Below are 24,988 nucleotides of genomic sequence, written 5' to 3'. Positions count from 1 at the left end.
AGAGCCTTGAGAGCAAAGAATTTTAACCGGGAGAGACGAGGAAAGGGAGGTACACGAATGTCCGGTTATGTTAGCAAGACAGATATTCTCCGTATGCTTTCTGATATAGAAGATGAATTAACGCGAGCTGAGCAAAGCCTGAATCATTCTGTAAATGCATTAGAGGCTGAGATGCGGGAAACGGAAAACGATCGCCTGAGTGTGCTTGAAGAAGAAATCATAGATCTTCATATTTGTATAAATGAGCTGTATCAATCGCCTGAACACAGGTATGCGTTTGAGAAGGTATACCGCATCGGCTGAATTTGCGAGTGAAATTTGGTACGATAGGCATTGAGGTGAAAGATATTGCTATCACAAACTTTGCTGGAAATGACCGAGCAAATGATTGAAGTTGCTGAAAAAGGCGCTGATCGGTATCAGGAAGGGAAAAACAGTAATCATTCTTATGATTTTTTTGAGACGATAAAGCCTGCAGTTGAAGAGAATGATGAACTGGCCGCTCGCTGGGCAGAGGGTGCTCTTGAATTGATAAAAGTCCGCCGGCCTAAATATGTGCATAAAGAGCAAATTGAGACCGTAAAGGATAATTTCCTGGAATTGGTCCTTCAATCATATGTTCATCATATTCATAAAAAACGATTCAAGGACATCACTGAGTCAGTCCTTTATACATTGCACGCAGTAAAGGATGAAATTGCAAGAGAAGACAGCCGGTAAAAGGCTGTCTTCTCAGCTTGTAGAGAAAACGGTGTTTTTTTCTACAAGCTTTTTTGTTTTGTGCTGTTTCTTTACATATTCATCTGATTTCAGGTGCAGAAAAAGCACTCCCACATGCCTAGCCTTGCTTGGCTAGGTATGTGGCAATCTTCTTCATGTTTTGGCATGCGGCTGTGAGGAGAACTTGTTCGCTCACATTCCGTTTTCCCCTCAACCTGCAATAGCGAAGCCCGTGCAGTTGTTTTGAATCTGCAAAGCTTCGCTCTATTTTTTCTTTTCTTTTTTTGTAGAGGTTTTTTCCTGAAACAGACAAGCGATTTTGTCTGACCTTTTCTTTATGATCTTCCCATACATGCCGAGTAATCACTTTCTGCTGATTCTTTGATTTTGTACAGTTTTTAAGCAGCGGGCATGAGGAACATATTTCAGGATTTGATTTGTATGACCGGTAGCCTTTTCGGTCAGTTGTTGAGTATGTAAGTGTTTGGTGATTTGGACAAATGTATCTGTCTTGTTCACTGTCATAATGAAATTTCCATTTTGGAAACAACCCTCGGGTAGGGTGATAACGTCTATGTGCGATGACACCAAAGATTTGTCGGTCAGATAATCCTTTACAGATCGGAGTCGTTAAATATCCGGAATCAAGGGCGACGGCTTCTACTTGAAAACCAAATCGTGCGATTTGGTGATCCAATCGGTCAAGATAGGGCACAGAATCATGGACATTTCCGGGTGTGACATAGGCATCGGTGATAATGTTGAATTTCATATCTGTTGTACGGTGATCTAAATAGAAAAAACCTTCTGGTTTGTTTTCACGATACAGATAGCCACTTTCCGGATCGGTTGTACTGTGGCGGATCTCTTTTTCAGCTTTCACCTCCTCTTTGGCTGTTAATGGCTTTTTTCCGTGTTCCTCCCGATCCTCTTGAATGGCTTCATTTAAATCCTTGATATAGTTTTGGGTATCCTGCGCAATTGTTTTTCTTGTGTATTTATGCCTGTTGGCATTGGCTTTAAGGTGTGTGGAGTCAGTGAATAGGACACGTCCGCCCACCATGTCATGATTGATGGCCTGAAGAACGATCTCATCAAAAATATCTTGGAAGATGGTTGTATCTTTAAAACGTGTGCGTCTGTTCCAGCTGATGGTGGAGTGGTGTGGAACTGGATCGTTTATGTTCAATCCGAGAAACCATCTGTACGCCATATTGTAGTAAATTTCTTTTTCGAGCTGTCTTTCTGAACGGATACCATAGAGGTATCCGATAAACATCATTTTGAATAAAATCAGCGGATCAAGTGAGGGGCGGCCTTTGTTTTCACTGTAGTAAGGCTTAACCTTTTCAATGATAAAAGAGAAGTCTATGTATTGATCGATTTTTCGAAGCAGATGATCCTCTTCGACAAGTTGGTCGAGAAGAACAAATTCGGCTGCGTTTTGAGAAGAATTTCTTGTGTGGAACATGGGAAAGACACCGTCCTTTTGAAGTCTTTCTTTTATTTTATTACAGAAGAATGGATATTTTAAGAAAAAATAAAGGCTGTCGAGATTTTCTCGACAGCCTGAGAAGACAGCCGGTAAAAGGCTGTCTTCTTTTCGTTTTTATAGGGGGCCGGACGTTAATTCATCTCATATGCCGGGCTTTCTGCTCCATTTGCTTCGAGAACCTTCATACTGTTACGAAACTCAGTTATGCTGAGATGTCCTTGAATATAGAGGAACTTGGCAAAGTCCATCAGTTTATTCATACAGTCTGTTTCATATTTCTTCATTTCTGCAAAACGTTTGCTTAAGTATGATACGTTCATTATGGTGCATCCCCTCTCATCTGTATTGAAAATATGGTACCATAATGATTCGACTTTTTTCTGTTTTTAAAAAATTTAAACTTTCGACACAATTTGACAAATGCTAATCATCACTTGTGACACAAACAATAGAAGTCATTCATACATATATAGAAGAGAAATATGTTGTGTTTAGGGGGGAATCGCAATGAACAGGAGCTCTCGAAGCTATCCTCGGCAAATGGGCTATTATGATCCTCAGCAAATGCAAGGATATTATCAGCAGGCTGCACCCGGTTATTTAGAGCAACAACTGCCTCAGCAGCATTATGGACAGCAGGATTATTATCAGCCCTATGCTCCGATCCAGCCTATGCCTATGCAGCCGCCTGTATTTTCTAACCCTTATCCTATCCCAAGGCCTAATCAACAGCAGCCTTCGCAATTTCAAAGCATTATGTCGCAGTTCAAAAAAGCCAATGGGCAATTTGATTTTAATAAAATGATGGATACGACAGGTCAAGTAATGAGTGCAATGAATCAGGTCGGATCTTTAATAAAGGGATTTACCAGCTTTTTTAAATGATAGAAGCATGAATGAATCGTTCATTCATGCTTATTTTTTGGAAAGAAAAGTGTCATTGTCTGCTCGTTCCAAGACGTTTCCGTATCTTCTTGGCGAACTTCATAAGGCAGCTGAACCGTTCTTGTCATGCTTGTAAAGGTAGCCTCATTTTGGTGTTTCTGTTTTTCTTGGAGTGTTACATGGAGATACCTCGATTTAACATCAACGACGATCTCGCCATCTCGAAACGTCGCCGGAATGGTAATATCGATATACAGCCCAGTATCTCTTTCTCTGACATGTATGGTCGTCTGCACATCCTTTAAACTCGAGTTGATCAGGTTCTGAAATCCGTTTATAAGGTTGCCGAACGCTGAGGATTGAAAAAGAGTGTCGATTGCCTCCGTTATGATTTCTTCTTTCTTTTGCAGTTCGTTCTTTTTGTCATCATAGAATTCCAATTTCGCCACCGCCTTTTTTAACCAGATTATGCGTCTATGCCAGATGTTGTTATAAATTGAAGCAAAATTGAAAGTATGGTTAAATAGTGGTGAATGAAGGGATAACGGTTGAAGTGAATGAGAAGGGAGAAAATACATTGCTGAAAAAATTATTCGGAATGGGCAAAACTCAGGAAAAGGTGACAGAAGAGGTTATTTATTCTCCGGCAGACGGTACAGTAATGGACCTGTCAGATGTGCCGGACCCTGTTTTTTCACAGAAAATGATGGGAGAAGGAATAGCGGTGGAACCTTCTAGCGGTGAAATCGTTTCTCCCGCTGAAGGTGAAGTCATTCAGATTTTCCACACCAAACACGCCGTTGGCATTCGGACTCGCTCGGGAATTGAGCTGTTAATTCATGTCGGGCTGGAGACAGTCAATATGAACGGAGAAGGATTTACTGCCCACATTAAAGAAGGGGATAAAGTGAAGGTCGGTGACCCGCTGATTACATGTGATTTGGAATTAATAAAAGAAAAAGCGAGCAGCACAGTCATCCCAATCGTTATAATGAATGGTGAGGCTGTAGGATCAATTGTACCGGCAGGCGAAAAGGCTGCTCGTAAAGGCGAATCAAAGCTCCTTACAATAAAAGCGAAATAAGCAGGGCGTATGCCTTGCTTTTTTTATTCAACTGTATAAAATTTGCACCTAGCCATGCAAACAAATATTCGGTAAACTGTACTTGACAAAGAGGTGTAAAGAATGAAAAAGAAATCACTGACTGAACTCATTTCTGATTTAAAAGGAAATGAAAACGTTGTGAATTGGCATGAAATTGAGCCTCGGGAAGCAAAAACAAGGCCTATGCCCGAAAGTATAGACGAGAGAATCAAAGCGGCCCTTTCGAAAAGGGGCATTGATGAACTATATACTCACCAATATTCCGCTTTTCAATATGTGCAAAAAGGAGAGAGCATCGTTACCGTAACGCCAACAGCATCAGGAAAAACGTTATGCTACAACCTCCCAGTCCTGCAGTCCATCGCCCAAGATGAAACAAACCGGGCGTTATATTTATTTCCGACTAAAGCGCTGGCACAAGACCAAAAGAGCGAGCTAAATGAAATTATTGATGAAATGGGCATTGATATTAAAAGCTTTACATATGACGGGGATACGTCTCCGGCAATCAGACAAAAGGTGAGAAAAGCAGGTCATATTGTCATTACAAACCCCGATATGCTGCATTCTGCCATTCTACCGCATCATACGAAATGGGTCAGTTTGTTTGAAAACCTTAAGTATATCGTCATCGATGAGCTTCATACGTATCGAGGTGTGTTCGGCAGCCATGTAGCAAATGTGATCCGGCGGCTAAAGCGGATCTGCCGATTTTATGGAAGTGATCCGGTTTTTATTTGTACTTCCGCAACAATTGCCAACCCAAAGGAATTGGGAGAGCAGCTGACAGGCAAACCGATGCGGCTGGTTGATGACAACGGCGCCCCGAGCGGACGCAAGCATTTTGTGTTTTACAATCCGCCAATTGTGAACAAACCGCTGAATATTAGAAGGAGCGCAACCGCAGAAGTGAATGAACTGGCGAAAGAGTTCCTTAAAAACAAAGTGCAGACCATTGTTTTTGCCAGAAGCAGAGTTCGGGTGGAAATTATTTTAAGCCATATTCAGGAGCTTGTGAAAAAAGAGATTGGAACAAAATCAATCAGAGGCTATCGGGGAGGCTATCTGCCGAAAGAGCGAAGAGAAATCGAAAAAGGCCTGAGAGAAGGCGACATTTTAGGAGTGGTCAGTACGAATGCCTTAGAGCTTGGTGTTGATATCGGCCAGCTGCAAGTGTGTGTAATGACGGGGTATCCCGGAAGTGTTGCAAGTGCTTGGCAGCAGGCCGGACGAGCCGGCAGAAGACACGGTGAATCTTTGATTATCATGGTAGCCAATTCAACACCGATTGACCAATATATTGTGCGGCATCCTGAATATTTCTTTAATCGTTCGCCGGAATCTGCAAGAATCAATCCGGAGAATTTGATTATTTTAGTAGACCACTTAAAGTGTGCGGCTTATGAGCTTCCTTTTAGAGCTGATGAAGAATTTGGTCCCATGGAAGTCAGTGATATTCTTGAATATCTTCAGGAAGAGGCTGTTCTTCACCGCAACGGCGAACGGTACCATTGGGCAAGTGAGTCGTTCCCTGCTTCAAACATCAGTTTGCGTTCCGCCTCCCAGGAAAATGTCGTTATAGTTGATCAGTCGGATATTGCAAATGTAAGGATTATCGGTGAAATGGACCGTTTTAGCGCGATGACGCTTTTACATGATGAAGCAATTTATTTGCATGAAGGCGTTCAGTATCAAGTTGAGAAGCTCGATTGGGACCATAAAAAAGCGTATGTCAGAAAAGTCGATGTCGAATATTATACGGATGCAAACCTGGCAGTTCAGCTGAAGGTATTAGAAATCGATAAAACGAAAGAAAAAAGCCGTACGTCATTGCACTACGGAGACGTCACTGTCAATGCCCTGCCGACCATTTTTAAAAAAATAAAAATGACCACTTTTGAAAATATTGGGTCTGGACCTATTCATTTGCCGGAAGAAGAACTGCATACAAGTGCAGCTTGGCTCGAAATCAAAACAGCGGATGAAGACATCGGGGAAAAGACACTGGAACAGCTGCTTCTTGGCATCTCGAATGTGCTGCAGCATATTGTCCCTGTGTATATCATGTGTGATCGAAATGATGTTCATGTTGTTTCTCAAATCAAAGCAGCCCATACCGGATTGCCAACCATATTTTTATATGATCATTATCCGGGCGGTATCGGTTTGGCGGAGGAAGTCTTTAAACGTTTTTCAGACATTAATGAAGCGGCGAAACAACTGATTACACATTGTCCTTGTCATGACGGCTGTCCGTCTTGTATAGGTACGGAAATAGAAGGGATAAAAGCAAAGGAAAGAATTTTGCAGCTGTTGGATCAAATGTCGTAAGGAGGGGGGGCCGGATATGTCATTAAAAGGGAAACTCCATCGGATGAAAAAGCACATGGTGCTCGACGAAGGAGAACAAAAAATAGAAGCAGGCAAACAAGAAAACCACTATGATGACATCCCGTTTTTAGAAGAGTGGGAGGCTTTTGGCATGAAGCCTTTCATCTTCGAAGATGAATATTGCCTCATCAGAGAAGTAGAATATCCGCTTTCTCACCGCCATGGGTTATACAGCTTTTTTGAGCTTGAGGAAGTGATCACACTGTGGAATCAAAGCGGTCTGTCGCATACGTTGTCAGCAAAAGGGTATAACAAAAACAACCTCTTTTTCTTTGATACAGAAACAACCGGTCTTGGGGGTGGAGCTGGGAATACCATTTTTTTGCTTGGGCATGCGAGAGTATATGAAGACCGAGTGACAGTCAAACAGCATCTTTTGCCCAAACCGGGGAACGAAGTCGCCTTGTACCAAAGCTTTTTAAGCGAGGTTGACATTACATCACTTGTGACCTACAACGGCAAAGCCTTTGATTGGCCGCAGGTGAAAACAAGGCACACCTTGATCCGTGACAGACTTCCGAAGCTTCCGGAGTTTGGCCACTTTGATCTTTTGCATGGAGCTAGACGCCTGTGGAAACACAAAATGGACCGCGTATCTCTTGGTACGGTTGAAAAAGAGGAGCTCGGCATCCGCAGACTAGAAGACACACCGGGCTACTTGGCGCCAATGCTTTACTTTCATTTTATAAAGGCGCAAGAGCCGGACCTTTTAAAAGGTGTCCTGCATCATAATGAAATGGATGTGTTATCACTCATTTCATTGTACATCCATATGTCTAAAAAAATCCTTTCAGAATCACATGCGCCAAAAGAACACAGTGAAGCCTATGCTATGGCGAAATGGTTTATGGCTCATAAAGAAACGGACCAAGCGATCAAGCAGTTGGAAAGGCTTATAGAAAAATCGTTTGAGGACCAGGACAGTGCACGGCTGGATTTATCGCTCCTGTACAAAAAACAAAACCGCTTGGAAGAAGCAGTGCCGCTTTGGGAAAAGCTGTCCCGCTCGCAAAACCAGAAGTGCAGATACGCTGCTGTAATAGAGCTCGCGAAATATTTTGAGCATAAGAAAAAAGAATTCGGAAAAGCATTGCATATAGCAGAGCAATTGCTTAGCGAGGCGGCATGCTTATCAGAGAAAGAAACTGAAAAACTGCATGTGAGAATTGCCCGGCTGAAGAGGAAATATTCCTCTTAAATATTCCCCGGGAAAGCGCAAAAGACGACTTGTTTCGCCATGAATTTTTTTGCTGAATTCACATTGATTTTGTTGTAGAATAGCGGCGAATCCTGTAAAATGACGTTAGTTATTTTTAAAGGGAGAGTTGGTATGTATAAGGGTGTTTTTTACTTGTTCTTTGTTGTGGTATTTTTGATTGCTTTTGTGTTTTCAAACTTTAAAGACAGCTTAATTGCACACTTTTAAAATAGGTCTTTGCATCAGAACATGTACCCCTTATTTTTCATAGCTTAGTATTGTAATAAAGTTTATGGAAAGGGGATTTTATCATGCATCACTGCAGACCGCATATGATGGCGCCAATTGTCCATCCTACTCATTGCTGTGAACACCATACGTTTTCGAAGACTATCGTGCCGCACATTCACCCACAGCATACAACAAACGTAAACCACCAGCATTTTCAGCACGTTCACTACTTTCCACACACTTTCTCAAATGTTGACCCGGCTACGCATCAGCATTTTCAAGCAGGAAAACCTTGCTGCGACTACTAGTATGGAAAACGTGCAGCTTGATGGTGTAAACAATGTAGCACAACAAATGGGGCCCACGGGAGCCCCATTTTTTAAAGCAGGTGAAATGATGAAAGTACTGGCAATTACGGGCTATAAACCGTTTGAACTCGGGATATTTAAGCAGGATGATAAGGCGCTGTATTACATAAAAAAAGCCATTAAGAACCGGCTGATTGCTTTTTTGGATGAAGGATTAGAATGGATTTTAATTTCGGGCCAGCTTGGAGCGGAGCTGTGGGCGGCAGAAGCTGCATATGATTTGCAGGAGGAATACCCTGACTTAAAGGTAGCTGTCATCACACCATTTTACGATCAGGAAAAGAACTGGAAAGAACCGAATAAGGAACTGTATGAAGCAGTTCTGGCTCAGGCAGACTATGAAGCAAGCCTGACTCACCGTCCTTATGAAAGTCCGCTTCAATTCAAACAAAAAAATCAGTTCTTCATTGATAAGTCCGACGGGCTTCTTCTTTTATATGACCCGGAAAAGGAAGGCTCCCCTAAGTATATGCTTGGGACAGCGGAAAAAAGGCGCGAAAAGGATGGCTATCCCATCTACTTTATTACAATGGATGACTTGAGAGTGACAGTAGAGGAAGACAGCTACTCATAGCAATAAGAGAAATTTGACAACCGTACAGATTTCTGAAAAAATATATGTGATGATTCACGATACGAGGTGAAAAAGATGCTTGCTGATAAAGTAAAGCTTTCTGCGAAAGAAATTTTGGAAAAAGAATTTAAAACAGGCGTTAGAGGCTACAAGCAAGAAGACGTTGACAAATTTTTAGATATGATTATTAAGGATTATGAAACCTTCCATCAAGAAATTGAAGAACTGCAGCAGGAAAATCTGCAGCTGAAAAAACAGCTTGAAGAAGCCAGCAAAAAACAGCCTGTGCAATCTAACACAACAAACTTTGATATTTTAAAACGGCTGTCTAACTTAGAAAAACACGTTTTTGGCAGCAAGCTTTATGATTGATCTCGCTTGAAAAAAATGGCGCTTGTAAATTGTAATCAGTTGTTATATAATAATTCATGTTCTTAACGTTCGGGTAATCGCTGCAGATCTTAAATCTGTAGAGGAAAGTCCATGCTCGCACGGTGCTGAGATGCCCGTAGTGTTCGTGCCTAGCGAAGTCATAAGCTAGGGCAGTCTTTAGAGGCTGACGGCAGGAAAAAAGCCTACGTCTTCGGATATGGCTGAGTATCCTTGAAAGTGCCACAGTGACGAAGTCTCACTAGAAATGGTGAGAGTGGAACGCGGTAAACCCCTCGAGCGAGAAACCCAAATTTTGGTAGGGGAACCTTCTTGACGGAATTCAACGGAGAGAAGGACAGAATGCTTTCTGTAGATAGATGATTGCCGCCTGAGTACGAGGTGATGAGCCGTTTGCAGTACGACGGAACAAAACATGGCTTACAGAACGTTAGACCACTTACATTTAAAATGATGAAAACAAGCTCTCCCGTATAAGGAGAGCTTTTATCTTGAAAAGAGAAAAGTTTTAAAAGACAGGGTGATACGATGAAGAAGTATACACTAATTGCAACGGCGCCGATGGGCATTGAAGCTGTTGTCGCAAAGGAAGTACGAGATTTAGGATACGAATGCAAGGTTGATAACGGGAAAGTTATCTTTGAAGGTGATGCACTTGCCATCTGCCGTGCGAACCTTTGGCTTAGAACAGCCGACCGCATAAAGGTTCAGGTTGCTTCTTTTAAAGCGAAAACATTTGATGAACTGTTTGAAAAAACGAAAGCGATTAACTGGCGCTCATTTATACCTGAAAACGGGAAATTCCCTGTCATCGGAAAATCGGTAAAATCAACACTTGCAAGCGTTCCCGACTGTCAGCGGATCGTCAAAAAAGCAATTGTCGAAAAGCTCAAGCTGCAGTCCGGCAAAGCCAATGATTGGATTGAAGAAACAGGTGCCGAGTATAAAGTCGAAATTTCTTTATTGAAAGATCAGGCTTTGATTACACTGGACTCATCAGGGACAGGCCTTCACAAACGAGGATACCGTGTCGATCAGGGCGGTGCGCCGATTAAAGAAACACTTGCTGCCGCTTTGGTGCAATTAACCAATTGGACGCCGGACCGCCCGTTTGTTGATCCTTTCTGCGGCTCCGGAACAATCGCGATAGAAGCGGCGCTAATCGGTCAAAACATCGCCCCGGGATTCAATCGCGATTTTGTTTCAGAGGATTGGGAATGGATCGGTAAAGATCTGTGGAACAAAGCGCGGCTTGAAGTCGAAGAGAAGGCAAATTATGACCAGCCGCTTACAATTTTCGCTAGCGACATAGACCACCGCATGGTTCAAATAGCAAAAGAAAATGCAGAGGAAGCAGGATTGGGAGATCTAATCCAGTTCAAACAGATGCAGGTCAAAGACTTTACCACAAATCTGGAGTTTGGCGTAATTGTCGGCAACCCGCCATATGGAGAGCGTCTCGGCGAGAAAAAAGCCGTTGAGCAGATGTACAAAGAAATGGGGAAGGCGTTCGAGCCGCTTGATACTTGGTCTGTGTATATGCTGACATCAAATGAAAACTTTGAGGAAGCATATGGCAGAAAAGCAACGAAGAAACGAAAGCTCTTTAACGGGTTTATTAAAACGGATTATTATCAATATTGGTCAAAAGTAAGGCCGCAGCGAAAGAAAACAGAAAACGCATAAAAAGAAGACGCTCTGCATGCGTCTTCTTTCATCTTTCAGCCCTATTCTATCGTTACCAACGGTGAGCTTTCGCGTTGCTTCTCAATATAATGTTGGTTTGGGACATTTCAGTGTGACCGTTTACTTGAGACTTAGAACGTTTAGGCCGCGTCCAATTGTGATGAAACAGTTCAGAATGCTGATCTAATCGGTTTCTATAACTCATGTCAACATCACTCCCTGATAGAATATTGTTGATAAGACGGATAATCCGGAGACGGAATATCAAGTGTAGTTTGTGCATGTTTCGGTGATAACATGCGGGAAGCATGTATATATAATGAAAAGTTCGCATACAATGATGATTATTTCCATCAGAGGTGATCTCATGCTGAACAGCGAACATTTTAATCTTATTCAAAGGGCGCTTGACGCAACAGCAAACGAGCTGAAGGAGCTCGGGACTGAATCGTCTCCGTCTGTGATTTCGCATGCGCAAACTGATTTAGAAAAAGCGGTAGAACATATTTATTCAACAGACCATCCTTTTTTATCGTCGCATGTGATCAATCGTAAGTAAACTGCAAAAAACTTGGCATTGCCAAGTTTTTTTATTGTATTCATCAGCGGAAAATGATATTATTGGTGGTCTGAATGTCGAATAGTTGGGGGTTGGAACTAGGTGACAACATCACGTTTGCCTTTTTCTTTAACGAAAACAAAGAATTTTTATGAAGAATTGAACAATTGGATTGGTGACGTGTTTTACGATATCCTTCCCGAAAAAGGGTTTGATCTTCGGGACGAGCAAGTATTTATGGCTTTTCAGCTGGAGCGGGCGTTTAAAGAGAAAAAAGTCATGTTCGCCGAAGCTGGAGTGGGAACGGGGAAAACGCTGGTTTATCTTCTTTTTGCAATCAGCTATGCAAGGTATGTCGGCAAACCCGCCATCATCGCTTGTGCAGATGAAACATTAATTGAACAGCTAGTGAAAAAAGAGGGCGATATTTCTAAGCTGGCTGAGCATCTTGATCTGAAAATTGATACAAGGCTGTCAAAATCACATGAGCAATATTTATGCTTGAAGAAGCTTGAAAAAACAATGCAGCGTTCTGATGATGATAAATGGCTGGATCTTTATGAGTCGTTACCGTCATTTGTCCACGAGTCACAGGCGATGCAGCGCTTTTATCCGTATGGCGACCGTAAGCAGTACGCAAATCTATCGAATGAAGAGTGGTCTGACGTAAGCTACGACTCGTTTCAGGACTGTCTGACTTGTGATATGAGACACAGATGCGGTCTGACGCTTTCCAGGAATTATTACCGCAAGTCAACGGACTTAATCATTTGTTCCCATGATTTTTATATGGAGCATGTGTGGACGGAAGAATCACGCAAACGAGAGGGCCAGTTGCCGCTCTTGCCTGATCATAGTGCAGTTGTATTTGATGAGGGGCACTTGTTAGAGTTTGCTGCGCAAAAAGCGCTAACCTATAGAGTGAAGCAGTCTACTCTTGAATTGTTTTTAGAACGGTTGCTGCAAAATGACATCAGAGAAGAGTTTGCAGAATTGATTGAAGATGCGCTTCTCGCAAACGACGAATTTTTCTATGTTCTTTCTGAAGAATCAAAGGAAGTAGCCGGTTCACACCGTTTAGAAATAACAAATGACCAGCGTGTCAAAAAGGCGGCGGACGAGCTTTGCCGTTTACTTGATAAAATCGGTGAGGCACTTGTATTTGAGTCTGAAATGTATACGATTGATCAATACGAGTTGTCAGTAGTGGAAGAATATGTTGAACAAATGGCGTATTCATTATCTCTATATCAAAAGGATGCGATCAGCTGGCTGGAGAAAAAGGAAGCAGAATCAACTTTTGTCGTGATGCCGAGAACGGTAGCAGAAGTACTTGGCGAAAAAGTGTTTTCTAAGAAAATTCCTTATATCTTTTCTTCTGCTACGCTGTCAGAAGGCGGTTCGTTTGATTATATTGCCGACAGTCTTGGGATTCATGATTATTTGTCATTAACTGTTGATTCCCCTTATGATTATGACGAGCAAATGAGTATTAATCTATACGCAAAAACAGATATGGCCGCTGAACAAAAAACGGCTGAAACGATTGAAACAATCAAACGTTACAAAGGAAGAACGCTGGTGCTTTTCCCTTCTTTTGAAGAATTAAACGAGTTTAAAGAGCTGTCGGTGGCATGGGAGCTGCCGTATCCAATTTTCTTCGAAGGTGATGAGGAAATCAGCAGCTTAGTAGAGAAATTCCAAGAGGAAGAGGAAACAGTACTTTGTTCAGTTCACTTATGGGAAGGACTCGACATTCCCGGTGACGCATTGAAGAATGTTACCATTTGGTCATTGCCGTTCCCGCCACACGATCCTGTATTTACAGCGAAGCGCAACGGAGCGAAAAAAGATCCGTTCGAAGAAGTTGATCTGCCATATATGTTGTTACGTGTACGGCAGGGCATCGGGCGCCTGATTCGCTCGAATCAAGACAGCGGCTCGATTCACATTTACGCTGGCGGAGAAAATGAACGCATCATTGATGAGGTCAAAAAGGTCTTGCCTGTTGAACCGCACATGATGTAATGGAAAAAAGCTGACGATCGTTCGTCAGCTTTTTTTATTTGTCAGCGGGATAGCCAGCCGCCATCAACTGCTAAAATATGTCCATTTACATAATCTGAAGCACGTGATGCCAAAAAGACTGCAGTCCCCCCGATATCATCCGCTTGGCCCCAGCGGCCGGCAGGAATTCTCTTTAAAATGTCCTCATTTCGCTTTTCGTCATCCCGAATAGGCTTTGTATTCGCAGTAGAAATATAGCCTGGGGCGATTGCGTTGACCTGAATACCTGACGCTGCCCACTCATTTGCAAATGATTTTGTCAAACCGGCAACAGCGTGTTTGCTCGCGGTGTAAGCCGGAACGAGGATGCCGCCTTGAAAAGACAGGAGAGAGGCAATATTAATAATCTTTCCATGACCTCTTTTCAGCATGTGCCTGCCAGCAAGCTGTGTCAGAATAAACAGGCTGTTTAGATTGACATTCAGTACGTGCTGCCAGTTCTCTTCTGGAAAATCTGCCGCTTTTTCCCGATGAATAATGCCGGCATTATTGACAAGGATGTCGATCTGCCTGTTTTCAAACAGCTCAGCTGCAGAATCCTTTATCGCTTCCGGCTTGCTCATGTCCAATGTAAAAGATGTAAATATCCGGCCTTCCTGTTCCACAAGCTGCTGTGTTTCAGACAGGCTGCTTTTATGTGATGTGCCGATAATATCAGCGCCAGCACCGGCTAGGGCTTTGGCAATTCCTTGACCGATCCCTGTTCCAGGGCCTGTCACCAGCGCTGTTTTTCCTTCTAATGAAAAGGCGTCATGTAGATAACCCATCTTATTTCAGCCCATCCATCGGAATGAGATCCATGTCCGTAAATGTGTAATTTTCTCCAGCCATCGCCCACACAAAGCTATAGTTTGATGTTCCTGCGCCAGAATGAATAGACCAAGCGGGAGAAAGGACAGCCTGCTCATTTCCAACAACAAGATGGCGTGTTTCGTCCGGCTGGCCCATGAAATGAAATACCTTTGAGTCCTTTTCAAGATCCAGATAAAGATAAGCCTCCATCCGACGGTCATGAACGTGTGCTGGCATGGTATTCCAGTTGTTGTTTTGATCTAACATCGTTATTCCCATCATCAGCTGACAGCTTTTAATGCCATCCTGATGAATGACTTTGTACAGACTTCTGACATTAGACGCTACATCATCACCAAGGCGGTCCGGTGTCAGTTCAGCTAGGGCGGCTTTTTGTGTCGGATAGCTTTTGTGGGCGCAAGCGGAGACGAAGTAAAACTTCGCTTTTTCACCGTTCAGGCTTGAAAATGATACATCCTGATTACCCATTCCGATATAGAGAAAATCCTTTGTTTGAAGCACATATTTATCATCGCCGACTCTAACGGCACCAGGCTGGCCGACATTAATAATCCCGATTTCACGCCGTTCCAAAAAGAAGTCTGTTTTTAGAAAATCACCTGCATCAAGCTTCAGTTCACTTTGCCCTGGAGCCGCTCCGCCGATGACAACCCGGTCTTCATGTGAGTAATACATCGTAAGTTTGTTTTCTGTAAATAAAGAATCCATTAAGAAATGACTGCGAAGCTCCTCTGTTGTAAAGCGTTTTACTTGTTCAGGATGTACAGAATAACGATTTTCCATTATATTTCCCCCTTGGTTAGGATTTCAGCAGCACTTGAATGAAAATATTTTGGTAACGGTTTCAAAGAAAATTTTAGGATAAATAGTGAAAAGAGTCAATGAAAAAATAATGAATTAACACATTATTAAAAAAACTCTTTCCAAATTTTAAAATTATGGTATTCTTTTGTTGTAACGGTTTTGAAATCGGTTTCAAATATATGAGATACAGGAGCACTTGAATGAAAAAGAAAACAACAGGCCATACAACCATCAAAGATGTAGCTGAATGTGCAGGAGTTTCGAAATCGACAGTTTCCCGCTATATTAACGGAAAAATTGACGCGATTTCTCCTGAAAAAGTGAAAAACATTAAAAAGGCAATCGCAGAATTGAATTATCGGCCGAGTAAAATGGCACAAGGTTTGAAAATAAAAAAAAGCAAGTTAATCGGATTTGTTGTGGCTGACATTACAAATCCTTTTTCGGTCGCTGCTTTCAGGGGAGTCGAAGAGGTTTGTGATCAATATGGTTACAGCATTATGGTGTGCAACACAGATAACAGTCCTGAAAAAGAGCGGGAAATGCTCTTAAAGCTAGAAGCCCATTCGGTTGAGGGCTTGATATTAAACGCAACAGGGGAAAACAATGATGTACTCCGCGCTTTTGCTGAACAGCAAATTCCAACAATCTTAATTGACCGGAAACTGCCGGATCTGAAATTGGATACCGTAACGACTGACAACAGATGGATCACAAAAGAGATTCTTCAGAAGGTGTACAGCAAAGGGTATACTGATGTCGCGCTGTTTACCGAACCGATTTCCTCTATCAGCCCTCGTGCAGAAAGAGCAGCTGTGTATCAGGAAATGGCTTCGGTTCATAATGTGAACGGGCTTGTCAGATTGCATGAAATTGACGTAAAGGACAAGGAGCAGCTTAAGGCGGCGCTTCGTTCTTTTCACAAGGAAATGCCGGAGCAAAAAAAAGCGATTCTGGCTTTGAATGGCTTGATTATGCTGAAAATCATCAGCTGTATGGAAGAGCTTGGCCTGCGCATCCCTCAAGATATAGGGATTGCAGGATTTGATGATACAGAATGGTATAAACTGATCGGTCCAGGCATTACAACGATCGCCCAGCCGTCACATGATATGGGCAGGACGGCTATGGAACGTGTATTAAAAAGGATTGAAGGTGACAAAGGAGCGCCTCAAACCATTGAATTAGAGGCAAAAGTCATCATGAGAAAATCACTTTAATCCTAGGTGCCCTCAACTAAGAGGAGGTTGGGAAGAGATGAAGCTTGATGCGGTGACATTCGGGGAATCAATGGCTATGTTTTACGCAAATGAGTATGGAGGCCTTCATGAAGTATCCACTTTTTCTAAAGGGCTTGCCGGAGCAGAAAGCAATGTCGCCTGCGGCCTGGCCAGACTCGGATTCCGAATGGGATGGATGAGCAAGGTCGGCAATGATCAGCTCGGAACGTTTATTGTACAGGAACTTAAAAAAGAGGGAGTGGATGTGTCCCGCGTGATCCGCTCGCAGGACGAAAATCCCACTGGGCTGCTGCTGAAGTCAAAAGTGAAAGAAGGCGACCCGCAAGTTACCTACTATAGGAAAAACTCAGCTGCAAGCACATTAACTTCTGCTGAATATCCGAGAGATTATTTTCAATGCGCAGGCCATTTGCATGTGACAGGCATTCCGCCTGCTTTATCAGCCGAGATGAAAGACTTCACGTATCATGTCATGAACGACATGAGAAACGCAGGGAAGACCATTTCATTCGACCCTAATGTAAGACCTTCGCTTTGGCCTGATCAAGCAACAATGGTACACACAATTAATGATCTGGCTGGGCTTGCAGACTGGTTTTTCCCGGGTATCGCAGAGGGAGAGCTATTGACCGGAGAAAAAACACCTGAAGGCATTGCCGACTATTATTTGAAAAAAGGTGCCAGCTTTGTTGCTATTAAACTCGGAAAAGAAGGCGCTTATTTTAAAACGGGGACAAGTGAAGGATTTCTAGAAGGCTGCCGAGTCGACCGGGTGGTTGATACGGTCGGCGCTGGAGACGGATTTGCAGTCGGTGTAATCAGCGGTATCCTAGACGGTTTGTCGTACAAGGATGCGGTGCAAAGGGGAAATGCGATTGGCGCTTTGCAAGTGCAGGCACCGGGGGATATGGACGGTTTGCCGACCAGGGAGAAATTAGCTTCTTTTTTATCTGCTCAAAGAACGGTTCACCAAAAGAAAGGGGATTATTAATATGGAGTCCAAAGTCGTTGAAAACCGTCTGAAAGAAGCAAAGCTGATTGCAGTCATTCGTTCAAAGGATAAGCAGGAGGCCTGTCAGCAGATTGAGAGTTTATTAGATAAAGGGATTCGTGCAGTTGAAGTGACGTATACGACCCCCGGGGCATCAGATATTATCGAATCCTTCCGTAATAGGGAAGATATTTTAATTGGCGCGGGCACGGTCATCACCGCGCAGCAAGCTGGGGAAGCTGCTGAGGCTGGCGCGCAGTTTATTGTCAGTCCGGGTTTTTCAGCTGATCTTGCTGAACATCTATCTTTTGTAAAGACACATTATATCCCCGGCGTCTTGACTCCGAGCGAAATTATGGAAGCGTTGACATTCGGTTTTACGACATTAAAGCTGTTCCCAAGCGGTGTGTTTGGCATCCCGTTTATGAAAAATTTAGCGGGTCCTTTCCCGCAGGTGACCTTTATTCCGACAGGCGGGATACATCCGTCTGAAGTGCCGGATTGGCTTAGAGCCGGAGCTGGCGCCGTCGGAGTCGGCAACCAGCTGGGCAGCTGTTCAAAAGAGGATTTGCAGGCTGTTTTCCAAGTGTAAGTGGAATTGTTTTTTCATAACCGGAGGATGGGAGAATCCACAATATGAAAATCAAGGCGACAATTGAACGGGTACCTGGAGGAATGATGATTATTCCGCTATTTCTTGGAGCGGCGCTCAACACGTTTGCCCCTGGAACAGCGGAGTTCTTTGGAGGGTTTACGGGTGCTTTGATTACCGGAACGCTGCCGATACTGGGTGTTTTTATCTTTTGCGTAGGAGCAACGATTGATTTTCGTTCATCAGGCTATATCGCAAGAAAAGGAATCACGTTATTATTGGGAAAGGTCGGATTTGCGGCGCTGCTCGGCGTGATCGCAGCGCAATTTATACCTGACGAAGGCATACAATCCGGCTTTTTTGCAGGCCTTTCTGTTTTAGCAATTGTCGCGGTAATGAATGAAACGAACGGCGGACTGTATTTGGCGCTCATGAATCACATGGGAAGAAAAGAGGATGCGGGCGCTTTCGCCTTTATCAGTACAGAATCTGGTCCTTTTATGACCATGGTGACGTTTGGTGTGACGGGACTTGCCGCATTCCCATGGGAAACGCTGGCAGCGACAGTCATCCCGTTTTTACTTGGATGTATACTTGGAAATCTGGATCACGATCTCAGAGACTTATTCAGCAAGGTTGTGCCGGCGATCATTCCATTTTTCGCCTTTTCGCTCGGCAATACCTTGAATTTTGGAATGCTGATCCAATCAGGGCTGCTCGGCATTTTTATCGGAGTTTCTGTCGTCATTTTATCGGGCAGTTCTTTGTTTTTGCTTGATCGTTTTATTGCGCGGGGAGATGGTGTCGCGGGAGTGGCCGCTTCTTCTACGGCGGGGGCGGCTGTAGCCGTGCCATACGCATTAGCGGAAGCGAATGCCTCATTTGCGCCAGTTGCTGAGTCGGCAACTGCAATTATCGCGACAAGCGTTATTGTCACCTCGCTCTTAACCCCGCTGGCAACAGTGTGGGTGGATAAAAAAATCAAGCAGAAAAAGCGGAGAACACCTCCGCCAAAAAATCAAATGACGATCAACTGAATAAAAAGGCTGCCACAAAACATACCGGCAGCCTTTTATACAAACAATTTGACTTTCATACCCCCTTCCATTAGCCTGTAATGGAACGGCTAGAATAGGGAGGGAATGGATATGGAGATACATACATATGAAAAAGAATTTTTTGATCTTTTAAAAAGAATCTCACATTACAGCGAAGCAGTTGCGTTAATGCACTGGGACTCCAGAACAGGCGCGCCGAAAAACGGCTCAGAGGATCGTGCCGAAAGTATCGGCCAGCTTTCAACAGATATATTCAATATCCAAACATCAGATCGAATGAAGGAGCTTATCGATGTCCTGTATGAACGATTTGATGACTTGTCGGAAGATACGAAAAAAGCAGTGGAACTGGCGAAAAAAGAGTATGAAGAGAATAAGAAAATCCCTGAGGCTGAATACAAAGAATACGTGATTCTGTGTTCAAAGGCAGAAACAGCGTGGGAGGAAGCGAAAGGAAAATCTGATTTCAGCTTGTTTTCTCCTTATTTAGAACAGCTGATTGAATTCAATAAACGTTTTATTACGTATTGGGGATATCAAGAGCATCCTTATGATGCATTGCTTGATTTGTTTGAGCCCGGCGTCACGGTAAAGGTGCTTGATCAGCTGTTTGCTGAGCTGAAGGAAGCGATTATCCCTCTTGTTAAACAGGTGACAGCTTCCGGAAATAAACCAGATACAAGCTTTCTTACAAAAGCGTTCCCGAAAGAAAAGCAAAAAGAGCTCAGTCTGTATTTTTTACAGGAGCTTGGCTACGATTTTGATGGCGGAAGACTTGATGAAACCGTTCATCCGTTTGCAACTACGCTGAACCGGGGAGACGTTCGGGTCACGACGAGATATGATGAAAAAGATTTCCGGACGGCGATCTTTGGCACCATTCATGAGTGCGGGCACGCGATATACGAGCAAAATATTGATGAAGCACTCAGTGGCACGAATTTGTCAGACGGCGCATCAATGGGAATTCATGAATCGCAATCATTATTTTACGAGAATTTTATCGGCCGCAACAAGCATTTTTGGACACCGTACTATCAGAAGATTCAAGAAGCATCACCTGAACAGTTCAAGGACATCTCCCTGGATGATTTTGTCCGGGCAATCAATGAATCAAAACCTTCATTTATCAGGGTCGAAGCGGATGAATTGACGTATCCTCTTCATATCATCATCCGTTATGAAATTGAAAAAGCGATTTTCAGCAATGAAGTGTCTGTGGAAGATCTGCCGTCGCTTTGGAATCAAAAATACCAGGATTATTTAGGGATTACACCGCAGACCGCCGCAGAGGGGATTTTACAGGACGTCCATTGGGCAGGGGGAGATTTCGGCTACTTCCCATCCTATGCGCTCGGCTACATGTATGCGGCTCAGCTGAAACAAAAAATGCTTGAGGATCTCCCTGAATTTGACGCTCTCTTGGAAAGAGGAGAGTTCCATCCGATAAAGCAATGGCTGACGGAAAAGGTGCACATTCACGGAAAACGGAAAAAGCCGTTAGACATTATTAAAGATGCAACAGGAGAAGAGCTGAATGTTCGCTATTTAATTGATTATTTATCAAACAAATATTCAAATCTCTATCTGTCATAATCAAAAGCCTGGCGGCGCGGTCGTCAGGCTCTTTTATATCGTATACCCTTGAAATACGAATGATATCTAAAAAAACAAAAATAAAGTTCGGGAATTTTTATTTTCAGCCTATGCAAGAGATTAGAATCTTGATATAATTTATTACAATATAATAGGAACACTCATATAATCGCGTGGATATGGCACGCAAGTTTCTACCGGGCACCGTAAATGTCCGACTATGGGTGAGCAATGGAACCGCACGTGTACGGTTTTTTGTGATATCAGCATTGCTTGCTCTTTATTTGAGCGGGCAATGCTTTTTTTATTCTCATAACGGAGGTAAGACAGGATGGAAGCACTGAAACGGAAAATAGAGGAAGAAGGCGTCGTATTATCTGATCAGGTATTGAAAGTGGATTCTTTTTTGAATCACCAAATTGATCCGCTGCTTATGCAGAGAGTTGGTGACGAATTTGCGTCCAGGTTTGCAAAAGACGGTATTACCAAAATTGTGACAATCGAATCATCAGGTATCGCCCCCGCTGTAATGACGGGCTTGAAGCTGGGTGTGCCAGTTGTCTTCGCGAGAAAGCATAAATCGTTAACACTCACCGACAACTTGCTGACAGCGTCTGTTTATTCCTTTACGAAGCAAACAGAAAGCCAAATCGCAGTGTCTGGGACCCATCTATCGGAACAGGATCATGTGCTGATTATCGATGATTTTTTGGCAAATGGACAGGCAGCGCACGGGCTTGTGTCGATTGTGAAGCAAGCGGGAGCTTCTATCGCGGGAATTGGCATTGTTATTGAAAAGTCATTTCAGCCGGGAAGAGAAGAACTTGTAAAACTGGGCTACCGAGTGGAATCTTTGGCAAGAATTCAGTCTTTAGAAGAAGGAAAAGTGTCCTTCGTACAGGAGGTTCATTCATGAGAAATGGATTTGGCAAAACGCTGTCTTTAGGGATTCAGCATGTTCTCGCCATGTATGCCGGCGCCATTGTCGTTCCTCTGATTGTCGGAAAAGCAATGGGACTGACCGTCGAGCAGCTGACTTACTTAGTATCAATTGATATTTTTATGTGCGGTGTGGCTACACTTCTGCAAGTGTGGAGCAACCGATTTTTTGGGATCGGGCTTCCGGTAGTGCTTGGATGTACCTTTACAGCTGTATCGCCAATGATTGCGATTGGATCTGAATATGGGGTTTCAACAGTTTACGGCAGCATTATCGCTTCAGGCATTCTTGTCATTCTTATTTCATTTTTCTTTGGAAAGCTCGTATCGTTTTTTCCGCCGGTCGTGACAGGCTCTGTTGTTACGATTATCGGTATTACACTGATGCCGGTTGCCATGAATAACATGGCCGGCGGAGAAGGAAGTGCAGATTTCGGAGATCTCTCCAACCTTGTTCTTGCTTTTACCGTGTTGAGTATCATTGTGCTTCTGTACCGTTTTACAAAAGGCTTTATCAAGTCCGTCTCGATTTTGATCGGTATTTTGATTGGCACCTTCATCGCTTATTTTATGGGGAAAGTTCAATTTGATAATGTTTCGGACGCGGCAGTTGTTCAAATGATTCAGCCATTTTACTTCGGCGCGCCGTCTTTTCATGCAGCGCCTATCATTACGATGTCCATCGTTGCAATTGTCAGCCTTGTGGAGTCAACTGGTGTTTACTTTGCTTTAGGTGACCTGACAAACCGCCGTTTGACAGAGAAAGATTTGTCTAAAGGCTATCGAGCTGAAGGACTGGCTGTGCTTCTGGGAGGTATTTTTAACGCTTTTCCTTACACGGCATTCTCTCAAAATGTCGGGCTTGTTCAGCTCACAGGGATCAAAAAAAATGCCGTCATTGTGGTCACAGGTGTGATCCTAATGGCATTTGGGCTGTTTCCAAAGATCGCTGCTTTCACGACCATTATTCCATCCGCTGTTTTGGGCGGTGCAATGGTGGCGATGTTTGGAATGGTGATTGCTTACGGAATTAAAATGCTCAGCCGCATTGATTTTGCGAAACAGGAAAATCTGCTGATTGTTGCTTGCTCAGTGGGATTGGGGCTCGGTGTGACCGTTGTGCCGGATATTTTCAAACAGCTTCCGAGTGCCTTAACGCTGCTTACAACGAATGGCATTGTGGCGGGCAGCTTTACTGCAGTCGTCTTAAATATTGTATATAACGTTTTTTCTAAAGCTAAAAAAACAGAACAAGAAGCTGACCTCGCTGAACAAAAAACAGCAGTCTAACTCCGCCGCGGCGGAGTTTTTTTGCATATAAAAAAGATTGTTGCGGCACAATGTATGCAAAGAGGTGATCGCATGGCGTTTATTTTATCCATTGGAACAAGTCTTCCTGCGTATAATGTAAATCAAGAGAAAGCGGCCGAGTTCGCCCGCTATATGTTTCAGCATTCTTTTAAGGATATTGACCGGCTGTTATCCTCCTTTAAAAACGGGCAAATCCATTCGAGACAGTTTGTTAAGCCGATTGAATGGTATAAAGAGGGGCACAGCTTTGAAGAAAAAAATCAAATATACATAGAAGAAACACTTAAACACAGCAGAGCGGCTGTTCGTGAGTGCCTCTCTCATCCGGAATTTTTTCAAGAAGCCATTCCTTATGAGAAAGTGGAAGCTGTTTTTTTCGTCTCCAGTACAGGTCTTTCCACACCGAGTATCGAGGCGCGGCTTATGAATGAACTTCCGTTTTCTCCATATACGAAGCGGATTCCGATTTGGGGGCTTGGCTGTGCAGGAGGAGCCAGCGGACTTGCGCGTGCAGCCGAATACTGCAAAGCGTATCCTGAGGCTTTTGTGCTTGTCATTGCTGCCGAGCTATGCAGCCTGACATTCCAGCCGGAAGATAAAACGAAAAGCAATCTGATCGGCACCTCGCTTTTTGGTGACGGCATTGCCGCAGCTTTATTATGCGGAGAGAAGGCGGACCGCAGGATGTCAAAGCTGAAGCTTGCGCCGAAGATAATGGACGCCCAATCTGTTTTGATGAAACAATCAGAAGATGTCATGGGCTGGGACTTTACCGATCAAGGATTCAAAGTCATTTTCTCACGAGACATTCCGACCTTGGTGGAAAAATGGCTCAAAACAAATGTACAGATTTTTTTGGACAAACATAAGCTGTCATTCCATGATATCAGTGTTTTTTTGGCTCATCCAGGCGGAAAAAAAGTGATCGATGCATACATCAAAAGTCTCGGGCTGTCGTCAGAAAAGCTTTCATCTGCGCAAACCATTTTGCAAAAGCACGGAAATATGTCTTCAGCCACAATCTTGTATGTGATCAAAGACCATCTGCAGAACGGACATAAAAAGGAAGCTGAACGAGGAATGATTGGCGCATTAGGGCCGGGTTTCTCATCAGAGTTGCTGTTATTCAGCTGGGAAAAGGGGGCCTGACTCATGTTTTGGTTGTTGATCGCCATTCTCATTGTTCAAAGAGCAGCAGAAATGGCAGTGGCCAGGCAAAACGAACAAAAGGTAAAGAAGCAAGGAGCAATTGAATTTGGCGAGAGCCACTATCCATATATCATTACGATGCATATCCTTTTTTTCCTGTCCTTAATTGCCGAAGTGCTGCTGATGAATAAACAGCCGTCCAGCTGGTGGCTCGGTATCGCTGCAGTGATTTTAAGCGTACAGATCGTACGGTATTGGGCGCTTTGTTCCTTAGGGGCATATTGGAATACGAAAATCCTTGTTGTTCCAGGTGTAGAGCTTGTAAAAAAAGGTCCATATAAATGGATGAAACATCCAAACTATGCCGTTGTTATACTCGAAATTTTGCTGATTCCGCTGCTTTATCAAGCATACGTCACCATGTGTCTGTTTTCCATTTTCAATGCCGTGTTGTTAAGCGTCAGAATTCGCGCAGAAGACAAAGCATTACAGGAATACAGCGTAAAATAGCGATTGAAAATCATTCTCAACCATGTTAAAATGGATTTGAAAAAGATTCTCAATCAGGATGGTGAAGCAAATGACAATGCTGTTTTTGCTTGGAGCGGTTTGTACATATAGTGTATTAATTGGTTTTGTATTAAAAGGAATCTCTAATAAATCTGTTTGATGAATCTGGAACTTGTAAAAGTTGCAGATTTTCTTTTATAGAAGCTGCCGTAATGGCGGCTTTTTTCTATTCTCCTAAAGAAATTTGGTTTATTCTTGTGTAAAATGAAAAGGGAATGAATTCAGATCTTTCGAAAAAGGTTCACAATTGAAACG

General features: G+C 43.3%; 29 protein-coding genes, 1 other RNA gene and 1 riboswitch. Of the genes, 24 read left to right on the top strand and 6 right to left on the bottom strand.

Annotated features, from left to right (window positions below; translation table 11 throughout):
• The first annotated feature begins 57 nt into the window (after positions 1-57).
• Positions 58-303, top strand: a complete 246-nt coding sequence (locus NYE53_RS11075; RefSeq protein WP_021481526.1) for a DUF5446 family protein — start codon at positions 58-60, stop codon at positions 301-303.
• A 45-nt stretch (positions 304-348) separates the two neighbouring features.
• Positions 349-720: a YppE family protein gene (locus NYE53_RS11070; RefSeq protein WP_021481525.1), complete on the top strand. Its 372-nt coding sequence runs from the start codon at positions 349-351 to the stop codon at positions 718-720.
• Between the two features lie 118 nt (positions 721-838).
• On the opposite strand, the gene NYE53_RS11065 is transcribed toward NYE53_RS11070, so the two are convergent.
• Together NYE53_RS11065 and NYE53_RS11060 are read right to left on the bottom strand one after the other, a co-directional pair.
• Positions 839-2,191 carry an IS1182 family transposase gene (locus tag NYE53_RS11065; RefSeq protein ID WP_339244749.1) on the bottom strand — a complete coding sequence of 451 codons (1,353 nt, stop codon included), beginning with the start codon at positions 2,189-2,191 and terminating at the stop codon, positions 839-841.
• A 155-nt stretch (positions 2,192-2,346) separates the two neighbouring features.
• Complete coding sequence (locus tag NYE53_RS11060) at positions 2,347-2,535, bottom strand: YppF family protein (RefSeq protein WP_003230690.1); 189 nt, start codon at positions 2,533-2,535, stop codon at positions 2,347-2,349.
• A 187-nt stretch (positions 2,536-2,722) separates the two neighbouring features.
• Between NYE53_RS11060 and NYE53_RS11055 the strand changes: the two genes are divergently transcribed.
• The gene (locus NYE53_RS11055) at positions 2,723-3,100 is read left to right on the top strand and encodes a YppG family protein (RefSeq protein WP_339244746.1); all 378 of its coding nucleotides are present in this window, start codon (positions 2,723-2,725) and stop codon (positions 3,098-3,100) included.
• Between the two features lie 20 nt (positions 3,101-3,120).
• On the opposite strand, the gene NYE53_RS11050 is transcribed toward NYE53_RS11055, so the two are convergent.
• Entirely contained in the window at positions 3,121-3,540 is a 420-nt protein-coding gene (locus tag NYE53_RS11050; protein WP_339244743.1) for an Hsp20/alpha crystallin family protein, read from the bottom strand.
• Between the two features lie 137 nt (positions 3,541-3,677).
• Here NYE53_RS11050 and NYE53_RS11045 point away from each other — a divergent pair, with 137 nt between their 5' ends.
• The 9 genes from NYE53_RS11045 to NYE53_RS11005 all read left to right on the top strand — a co-directional run bounded on the left by NYE53_RS11045 (position 3,678) and on the right by NYE53_RS11005 (position 11,043).
• Complete coding sequence (locus NYE53_RS11045) at positions 3,678-4,184, top strand: PTS glucose transporter subunit IIA (protein ID WP_015483368.1); 507 nt, start codon at positions 3,678-3,680, stop codon at positions 4,182-4,184.
• Positions 4,185-4,286: 102 nt separating this feature from the next.
• A complete protein-coding gene (mrfA, locus tag NYE53_RS11040; protein WP_326132196.1) occupies positions 4,287-6,536 on the top strand; it encodes an ATP-dependent helicase MrfA in 2,250 nt (749 codons plus the stop codon).
• Positions 6,537-6,552: 16 nt separating this feature from the next.
• Positions 6,553-7,794, top strand: coding sequence for a metal-dependent exonucleaseMrfB (gene mrfB / locus NYE53_RS11035; RefSeq protein WP_339244738.1), 1,242 nt, complete (start codon positions 6,553-6,555; stop codon positions 7,792-7,794).
• 99 nt (positions 7,795-7,893) lie between these two features.
• Positions 7,894-8,022 carry a hypothetical protein gene (locus tag NYE53_RS11030; protein WP_003230707.1) on the top strand — a complete coding sequence of 43 codons (129 nt, stop codon included), beginning with the start codon at positions 7,894-7,896 and terminating at the stop codon, positions 8,020-8,022.
• Between the two features lie 83 nt (positions 8,023-8,105).
• Positions 8,106-8,333: a spore coat protein CotD gene (gene cotD, locus NYE53_RS11025; protein ID WP_010886551.1), complete on the top strand. Its 228-nt coding sequence runs from the start codon at positions 8,106-8,108 to the stop codon at positions 8,331-8,333.
• An 88-nt stretch (positions 8,334-8,421) separates the two neighbouring features.
• Positions 8,422-8,967 (top strand): DUF1273 domain-containing protein, encoded by a 546-nt coding sequence (locus NYE53_RS11020; protein ID WP_339244735.1) that lies wholly within the window; start codon positions 8,422-8,424, stop codon positions 8,965-8,967.
• Between the two features lie 75 nt (positions 8,968-9,042).
• Complete coding sequence (gpsB, locus tag NYE53_RS11015) at positions 9,043-9,339, top strand: cell division regulator GpsB (protein WP_003225629.1); 297 nt, start codon at positions 9,043-9,045, stop codon at positions 9,337-9,339.
• A 65-nt stretch (positions 9,340-9,404) separates the two neighbouring features.
• Positions 9,405-9,785: RNase P RNA component class B (gene rnpB / locus NYE53_RS11010), an RNA gene on the top strand.
• Positions 9,786-9,885: 100 nt separating this feature from the next.
• Positions 9,886-11,043: a class I SAM-dependent RNA methyltransferase gene (locus NYE53_RS11005; protein WP_021481520.1), complete on the top strand. Its 1,158-nt coding sequence runs from the start codon at positions 9,886-9,888 to the stop codon at positions 11,041-11,043.
• 52 nt (positions 11,044-11,095) lie between these two features.
• Here the strand turns inward: NYE53_RS11005 and NYE53_RS11000 are convergent, their stop codons facing one another.
• Positions 11,096-11,248 (bottom strand): YpzG family protein, encoded by a 153-nt coding sequence (locus NYE53_RS11000; RefSeq protein ID WP_010327933.1) that lies wholly within the window; start codon positions 11,246-11,248, stop codon positions 11,096-11,098.
• 162 nt (positions 11,249-11,410) lie between these two features.
• Between NYE53_RS11000 and NYE53_RS10995 the strand changes: the two genes are divergently transcribed.
• A complete protein-coding gene (locus tag NYE53_RS10995) occupies positions 11,411-11,602 on the top strand; it encodes a hypothetical protein (RefSeq protein ID WP_123373263.1) in 192 nt (63 codons plus the stop codon).
• 102 nt (positions 11,603-11,704) lie between these two features.
• Positions 11,705-13,630 (top strand): ATP-dependent DNA helicase, encoded by a 1,926-nt coding sequence (locus tag NYE53_RS10990; RefSeq protein WP_327829387.1) that lies wholly within the window; start codon positions 11,705-11,707, stop codon positions 13,628-13,630.
• A gap of 41 nt (positions 13,631-13,671) precedes the next feature.
• On the opposite strand, the gene kduD is transcribed toward NYE53_RS10990, so the two are convergent.
• Both kduD and kduI read right to left on the bottom strand, forming a co-directional pair.
• A complete protein-coding gene (gene kduD, locus NYE53_RS10985) occupies positions 13,672-14,436 on the bottom strand; it encodes a 2-dehydro-3-deoxy-D-gluconate 5-dehydrogenase KduD (RefSeq protein ID WP_015714147.1) in 765 nt (254 codons plus the stop codon).
• Between the two features lies 1 nt (position 14,437).
• The gene (kduI, locus tag NYE53_RS10980; RefSeq protein WP_339244732.1) at positions 14,438-15,265 is read right to left on the bottom strand and encodes a 5-dehydro-4-deoxy-D-glucuronate isomerase; all 828 of its coding nucleotides are present in this window, start codon (positions 15,263-15,265) and stop codon (positions 14,438-14,440) included.
• A gap of 221 nt (positions 15,266-15,486) precedes the next feature.
• Here kduI and kdgR point away from each other — a divergent pair, with 221 nt between their 5' ends.
• From kdgR to fbpC, 10 genes are all read left to right on the top strand, one after another.
• Positions 15,487-16,506 (top strand): pectin utilization transcriptional regulator KdgR, encoded by a 1,020-nt coding sequence (gene kdgR / locus NYE53_RS10975; protein ID WP_339244731.1) that lies wholly within the window; start codon positions 15,487-15,489, stop codon positions 16,504-16,506.
• A 37-nt stretch (positions 16,507-16,543) separates the two neighbouring features.
• Positions 16,544-17,518, top strand: coding sequence for a 2-dehydro-3-deoxygluconokinase (gene kdgK, locus NYE53_RS10970; protein WP_015383934.1), 975 nt, complete (start codon positions 16,544-16,546; stop codon positions 17,516-17,518).
• Between the two features lies 1 nt (position 17,519).
• Positions 17,520-18,110 carry a bifunctional 4-hydroxy-2-oxoglutarate aldolase/2-dehydro-3-deoxy-phosphogluconate aldolase gene (eda, locus tag NYE53_RS10965; protein WP_339244728.1) on the top strand — a complete coding sequence of 197 codons (591 nt, stop codon included), beginning with the start codon at positions 17,520-17,522 and terminating at the stop codon, positions 18,108-18,110.
• A 44-nt stretch (positions 18,111-18,154) separates the two neighbouring features.
• Positions 18,155-19,147: a 2-keto-3-deoxygluconate transporter gene (kdgT, locus tag NYE53_RS10960; RefSeq protein ID WP_014477146.1), complete on the top strand. Its 993-nt coding sequence runs from the start codon at positions 18,155-18,157 to the stop codon at positions 19,145-19,147.
• 111 nt (positions 19,148-19,258) lie between these two features.
• Positions 19,259-20,764 (top strand): carboxypeptidase, encoded by a 1,506-nt coding sequence (gene ypwA, locus NYE53_RS10955; protein ID WP_327829389.1) that lies wholly within the window; start codon positions 19,259-19,261, stop codon positions 20,762-20,764.
• A gap of 141 nt (positions 20,765-20,905) precedes the next feature.
• Positions 20,906-21,005, top strand: a riboswitch (purine riboswitch).
• Between the two features lie 90 nt (positions 21,006-21,095).
• Complete coding sequence (gene xpt / locus NYE53_RS10950) at positions 21,096-21,680, top strand: xanthine phosphoribosyltransferase (RefSeq protein WP_032726019.1); 585 nt, start codon at positions 21,096-21,098, stop codon at positions 21,678-21,680.
• On the top strand, positions 21,677-22,993 hold the full coding sequence (gene pbuX, locus NYE53_RS10945) for a xanthine permease PbuX (protein WP_021481516.1): 1,317 nt from the start codon (positions 21,677-21,679) through the stop codon (positions 22,991-22,993). The genes xpt and pbuX overlap by 4 nt, the downstream gene beginning before the upstream one ends.
• A gap of 72 nt (positions 22,994-23,065) precedes the next feature.
• On the top strand, positions 23,066-24,163 hold the full coding sequence (bpsA, locus tag NYE53_RS10940; RefSeq protein WP_339244727.1) for a type III polyketide synthase BpsA: 1,098 nt from the start codon (positions 23,066-23,068) through the stop codon (positions 24,161-24,163).
• A 3-nt stretch (positions 24,164-24,166) separates the two neighbouring features.
• Positions 24,167-24,673 carry an alkylpyrone methyltransferase gene (bpsB, locus tag NYE53_RS10935; RefSeq protein WP_004398552.1) on the top strand — a complete coding sequence of 169 codons (507 nt, stop codon included), beginning with the start codon at positions 24,167-24,169 and terminating at the stop codon, positions 24,671-24,673.
• A gap of 70 nt (positions 24,674-24,743) precedes the next feature.
• Positions 24,744-24,833: a Fur-regulated basic protein FbpC gene (gene fbpC / locus NYE53_RS10930; protein WP_100069434.1), complete on the top strand. Its 90-nt coding sequence runs from the start codon at positions 24,744-24,746 to the stop codon at positions 24,831-24,833.
• Positions 24,834-24,988 lie beyond the last annotated feature (155 nt).

The organism is Bacillus sp. FSL R5-0523, assembly GCF_037975295.1.
Taxonomy (GTDB): Bacteria; Bacillota; Bacilli; order Bacillales; family Bacillaceae; genus Bacillus; species Bacillus subtilis.
Note: the sequence above shows the minus strand (reverse complement) of the source record. Positions and strands in the feature narration are given on the sequence as shown.